A 5,400-nucleotide genomic window follows, 5' to 3' on the forward strand; every position below is an offset into this window, starting at 1 on the left:
TCCCGGCCCTCCACCACCAAATCCCACAACTCATCCGGAGAACCCACCCCACCCGGATAACGACACGCCATCCCGACAATCGCGATCGGCTCGCCACTGGACTTGCGTTCCGCGGCAGCGAGCCTCTTGCGCATGTCACGCAAGTCGGCTGTCGCCCGGCGCAGATACTCGAGAAGTTTTTCCTCGTTACTCACCGAGCATGCCCTCCTGTGTCATGACGTTCAGCGGACCGCGGATCCGCGCAGATGGCGGAATGCAGAGAAAGAGAAGAGTGGGACCGCTCGAAAATTACGTGTCGGCGGGCCTGTTTGCCCACCCCTTAGTCGTGTCCGGGGTCCCCACAATCCGGCCCCCTGCCTCACCCCGGCCACCCCAGAGCCGGTGTGGGGTCGCGGATCGGCCCCGGTGGGCGGCGCACGTCGGACGGGGGTGCCGCCCGGCCGGTCCCACCTGCGGCGGAGGGTGTGTGCACGGTCGGCCGGTGCCGGGCCCACCGGCGCGGACGTACTGGGTGCGGCGCCTTCATAGGGGCGGGTAGGGGTACTGGTTCCGGCCCGCCGGGGCTAGCGTCGGGGGCCGGTACCCCACCTTGCCGGGCACGTGGGCGGCCGGCTGTTTTCCCGGCTCCGTTCCGGCCCGTCCGTTCGTTTCCGTACGACCGGCGCTCGGGCGGCCCCTTCGGCCCTTCCGTCGTTCGGTCGTTCCGTCTTTCGGTCGTTCCGTCGTTGTCCGCAGGCGGTTTCGTGCTGCGGTACCGGTGGGGTCCGGTGAGCCCGGAACAACCATCCACCCCTTCGCGCCTGAAACCGGAGTCATCATGTGGGATGAGCAGTTCGACATTCTCCTTCGGAAGCAGTTGTCCTTTCTTCCGCCGGACGAACCGATCACCGAGGACATGAAACTGCGCGATTTCGGTCTCGACTCACTGGGGATGATCGAGCTGCTCGCGGGCCTCGAATCCGCATATGAGGTGCATTTCCGCGACGAGGCGCTCTCCCTGGAGATATTCGAGACCCCGGCGGTTCTCTGGAACTCGCTACAGCGTCTGCGCTGAGTGCCGGACATGCATAGCGTCCCGGCCTTGCGGCTGCACGAGGGCGACCGGGCCCGGCTGGAAGCGCTGACCCGTATGTCGACCGCGCCGGCCGGGCTCGTACGGCGGGCGCGGATCGTGCTGCTCGCCGCGGGGGGTGCCTCGAACACGGAGGTCGCCACCCTGCTGCGGGTGTCCCGTCCGACCGTCCTCAAGTGGCGTTCGCGGTATGCCGAGTCGGGCATCGCGGCACTGGGCGATCTGCCCCGGCCGGGGCGTCCCGCGACGGTGGACGAGGTGGCGGTGCTCGTCGCCACGCTCTGCGACGGCGGTGTACCGCCGGCCCGGTTGCGGGCGCCGTACTGGTCGTCGCGGCTGCTCGCCGGCGAATTGGGGATCGCCCACTCCACGGTTTCGCGGGTGTGGCGGAGGTGGGGGGTGCAGCCGCATCGCCCCGAGTCCTTCCAGCTGCCCGCCGAGCCGCCCCTGCCGCCCGGTGCCCATCGCGGTGTCGTCGGTGTCTGTCGCGTGTCGCCGTGGAACGCCGTGGTCCTGCGGGCGGACGGCCGGACGGGGCACCGGCCCGAGGAACGGCTGCGGCCCCCGTTGCTCGACCGGTCCCGCCCGGGGGCGGACAGGGCCTCCGCGCCTGCCACGTTCCTGAATCTCCTGGACGCGGTCACCCAGGCCCATCCCTACCCGAGGCTGCACGTACTGCTGGACGGGAAGGGTGCGGCGCGTTCCCGTGACGTACGGGAGTGGCTCGCGAGGAATCCCCGGGTCGCCCTGCACCACGCGCCGGCCGGCCGCTCCTGGGCCGACCTCACCGAGGTCCTCCTGCGGATCTCGGGCCCGGCGCCGCGCCCCGGTGCGCCCGAGTCCGCCCCGGCGGCCGGCCGGCCGCCGCGCGTCCTCGCGGGCATCGAGCACCGCTCCACCTCATCCGTCCACCGTCACTCGGGGAACACTCATGGACCAGACATCGGCCCACGCCCTTTATGACCGTTTCCTGCGCGGGCTCGCGCGGTCCCCGCAAGGGGTGGCGATCCGCGTCGGCGATGCCACGCTGACGTACCGGGAGCTGTACGACCGGGCGCTGACCTGGGCGGGCTCGCTGCTGGCCGCACTGCCGGAGCGTCCGGCCGCGGTGGGGGTGCTCGCGGGCAAGGGCGTCGACGCCTACACGGGCATCCTGGCCTGCCTGTTCACCGGGGTGCCGATGGTTCCGTTGCAGCCTTCCTTCCCTGTGCTCCGTACCCTCCAGATGCTCGAAGCGGCGGGGGTGCAGGCGTTGATCGTGGACGCCGAGGCGGCCACGGTGCTGGAGAAGCTGCGTGCGGAGGGCGTGGGGCTTCCCGCCCTGCTGGACGGGGCGGCCGCGGACGGTGCCGAGGGGAGGATCGTCCCGGATCCGGCGGCGCGCCTGGCGCACCCCCGGCCGGTCGCGCCCGGTGACACCGCCTATGTGCTCTTCACCTCGGGTTCCACGGGCCGGCCGAAGGGCGTGCCGGTCACGCATGCCAACGGCGCCCACTACTTCGGGCTGCTCGACGCGCGGTACGACTTCGGTCCGCACGATGTGTTCTCGCAGAACTTCGATCTGAACTTCGACTGCGCGATGTTCGACCTGTTCTGCGCGTGGGGCGCCGGCGCCGCACTGGTTCCCGTTCCGGCGGGCGCCTACCGGGACCTCCCCGGTTTCGTCGCCGAACAAGGCGTCACCGTCTGGTTCTCCACCCCCAGCGTGATCAGCCTGATCCGGCGCACCGGCCGGCTCACCGGCGGCGCCCTGCCCTCGTTGCGCTGGAGTTTCTTCGCGGGCGAGGCGGTGACCTGCCAGGACGTGACGGACTGGCAGCACGCGGCGCCGGGGTCGGCCGTCGAGAACCTCTACGGGCCCACCGAGCTGACCATCACCATCACCCGGCACCGCTGGTCGCGTGAGACGTCGCCGCGGATCGCGGTCGCGGGTGTCGTCCCGATCGGGCCGGTTCACGCGGGGCACGAGTGGATGCTGCTCGGCGCCGATGGCGAACCGGACGCGTCGGAGGGCGAGTTGTGTGTCGCCGGACCTCAGCTGACCGCCGGGTATCTGGACCCGGCCGATGACGCGGGCCGGTTCCTCGAGCGGGACGGGGTGCGCTACTACCGGACGGGCGACCGGATCCGGCTGGGCGAGGAGGGGCAGTTGCTCTACCTCGGCCGGCTGGACCAGCAGGTTCAGGTGCGTGGCGTACGGGTCGAACTGGCGGAGATCGACGAGGCGCTGCGCCGGTGCCCGGGGGTGGAGGACGGTGTCGCGGTGCCGATCCCCTCCGAGCAGGGCATCACGCTGGCCGCGTTCCACACCGGGGAGCGCGTGCCGCCCGTCGTCCTGGCCCGCGAGCTGAGCCGCACGCTTCCCCGGGCCGTACTGCCCCAGCACTTCTTCCACATCGCGGAATTTCCGCTCAACACCAACCGGAAGATCGACCGCCGGGCGCTGCTGCGCCGGGCGCAGGAACTGCTCGGCCGAACGCACTGAAACCGCTGCGGGGCGGGGCTCGGGAGCCTCGTCCCGCCGTCGATGGGTACGCGACACGCTAACGCGTACCTGATACGCTCAGCGTGTTACGTACTCAGGGTCATGACGCAGGAAGGCATGGACGTTTGCCATGACAGAAATCAAGCCCCGGGCGGGGCTCAAGGAATGGCTCGGCCTCGTGGTGATCGTCCTGGTCACCCTGCTGATCGCCATTGACATCTCGGTACTCGGCTTCGCGATCACGCCCATCAGCGAGTCGCTGAAGCCGAGCGCCACCCAGCTGCTGTGGATCATGGACATCTACAGCTTCGTGCTGGCCGCCGCGCTGATCACGATGGGCTGGGTGGGTGACCGCTTCGGGCGGCGGAAGCTGCTCATCATCGGCGCCCTGGTCTTCGGTGTCGCGTCCGCGCTCGCCGCGACGGCCGACAGCCCCGAGATGCTCATCGGCTCGCGCGCCCTGCTCGGGCTCGGCGCCGCGACGCTGACGCCGACCTCGCTGGCCCTGATCCGCAACATGTTCCACGATTCGAAGCAGCGCAAGTCGGCCATCGCCGCCTGGAGCGGCACCCTCGCCACCGGTGCGGCCCTCGGCCCGGTCGTGGGCGGTCTGCTGCTGAACAACTTCTGGTGGGGCTCGGTCTTCATGATCAACACCCCGGTGATGGTGCTGGTGCTGATCCTGGCCCCGATCCTGCTGCCGGAGCGGCGCGACTCCTCGCGCGGCAAGCTGGACGTGCTCGGTGCGTTCCTCTCCGTCGCGGGCATCATGCCGTTCATCTACGGCCTCAAGGAGCTGGCCGTCGACGGCTGGTCCCGCGATCCCGCGATCTGGGCCGCCGTCGGCCTCGTACTGCTCATCGCGTTCGTGCAGCGCCAGCGCATGACGTCGCACCCGCTCATCGACATCTCGCTGTTCCGCTACGGCGGCTTCACCGGCGCGATCATCACCAACCTGATGGTGATGTTCTCGTTCATGGGCGTCAGCATCCTCACCAACCAGTTCCTCCAGATGGTGCTGGGCATGACGCCCTTCCGGGCGGCCCTGTGGTCCATGGCCGTGATGCCGGCGATCGGGATCGCGGTCGGCCTCGTGTCGGCCCTGTCCCGCAAGGTCAAGCCGGTGTACCTGGTCTCCAGCGGCATGCTGGTGATGGCCATCGGCTTCGGCGTACTGAGCCGCCTCACGGTGGAGTCGAACGTCGCCGTCCTACTGGTGGGCGTGGGGCTGATGGCGGCCGGCATGACGGCCTCGAAGACGCTCACGGCGGAGATCGTCGTCACCTCCGCGCCGAAGGAACACGCCGGATCGTCCACGGCCACCTCGGAGACGTTCACCGAGTTCGGCAGCGCGTTCGGCTTCGCGGTCATCGGCAGCATCGGTTCCGCCATCTACCGGCATGACATGAACGCTGTGAACCCGGCCGGTCTCGGCGGCGAGGCGCTGAGCGCGGCACGCAACACCATCGGCGGTGCCGCCACCGTCGCCGCCCAGCAGCCGGCCGCGATCGGGTCCGAACTGGTCACCGTCAGCCGTGAGGCCTTCACCCACGGCCTCCAGGTGGCCGCGCTCTCCGGAGCCGCCGCCATGGTCGTGGTGGCCCTGATCGTCGCCGCACTCCTGCGCAAGGTGCCGATCGAGACGGGCGAGCCGATCGATCCGTACGACCTGGACGCACCGGCGACCGTCCCCGCTCCCGCACGCATGGAGCCCGCCGCGAGCTGAGGCGCCGGACGCCGAGGATGCGGAAGGGGGCTGCGGTCGGCTGGCTCGGCTCGTTCGGTCTGCGGCATGTGGCACTGCCCGCCTCGGGCCTCTACCCGATCGCCGTGATGGCCATCG

5 protein-coding genes are annotated in these 5,400 nt (G+C 70.2%); 4 read left to right on the forward strand and 1 reads right to left on the reverse strand.

Annotated features, from left to right (window positions below):
• Window positions 1–194, reverse strand: a 194-nt coding sequence (locus AB0I52_RS32625; protein ID WP_362967469.1) for a beta-ketoacyl synthase N-terminal-like domain-containing protein, incomplete at its 3' end; no start/stop codon positions are given.
• A 623-nt stretch (window positions 195–817) separates the two neighbouring features.
• Here AB0I52_RS32625 and AB0I52_RS32630 point away from each other — a divergent pair.
• The 4 genes from AB0I52_RS32630 to AB0I52_RS32645 all read left to right on the forward strand — a co-directional run bounded on the left by AB0I52_RS32630 (window position 818) and on the right by AB0I52_RS32645 (window position 5,283).
• The gene (locus AB0I52_RS32630) at window positions 818–1,054 is read left to right on the forward strand and encodes an acyl carrier protein (RefSeq protein ID WP_362967467.1); all 237 of its coding nucleotides are present in this window, start codon (window positions 818–820) and stop codon (window positions 1,052–1,054) included.
• A 9-nt stretch (window positions 1,055–1,063) separates the two neighbouring features.
• Window positions 1,064–2,035: a helix-turn-helix domain-containing protein gene (locus AB0I52_RS32635; protein ID WP_363078769.1), complete on the forward strand. Its 972-nt coding sequence runs from the start codon at window positions 1,064–1,066 to the stop codon at window positions 2,033–2,035.
• Complete coding sequence (locus AB0I52_RS32640) at window positions 2,004–3,557, forward strand: AMP-binding protein (RefSeq protein WP_363078771.1); 1,554 nt, start codon at window positions 2,004–2,006, stop codon at window positions 3,555–3,557. The genes AB0I52_RS32635 and AB0I52_RS32640 overlap by 32 nt, the downstream gene beginning before the upstream one ends.
• A 130-nt stretch (window positions 3,558–3,687) precedes the next feature.
• On the forward strand, window positions 3,688–5,283 hold the full coding sequence (locus AB0I52_RS32645) for an MFS transporter (RefSeq protein ID WP_363078773.1): 1,596 nt from the start codon (window positions 3,688–3,690) through the stop codon (window positions 5,281–5,283).
• The last annotated feature ends 117 nt before the right edge of the window (window positions 5,284–5,400 follow it).

The sequence above is a fragment of the Streptomyces sp. NPDC050423 genome (assembly GCF_040655445.1).
Classification (GTDB): domain Bacteria; phylum Actinomycetota; class Actinomycetes; order Streptomycetales; family Streptomycetaceae; genus Streptomyces.

Coding starts and splice junctions, on each gene's coding strand:
- AB0I52_RS32645 (WP_363078773.1), top strand. CDS start 3,688: ATGACAGAAATCAAGCCCCGGGCGGGGCTCAAGGAATGGCTCGGCCTC.
- AB0I52_RS32630 (WP_362967467.1), top strand. CDS start 818: ATGTGGGATGAGCAGTTCGACATTCTCCTTCGGAAGCAGTTGTCCTTT.
- AB0I52_RS32640 (WP_363078771.1), top strand. CDS start 2,004: ATGGACCAGACATCGGCCCACGCCCTTTATGACCGTTTCCTGCGCGGG.
- AB0I52_RS32635 (WP_363078769.1), top strand. CDS start 1,064: ATGCATAGCGTCCCGGCCTTGCGGCTGCACGAGGGCGACCGGGCCCGG.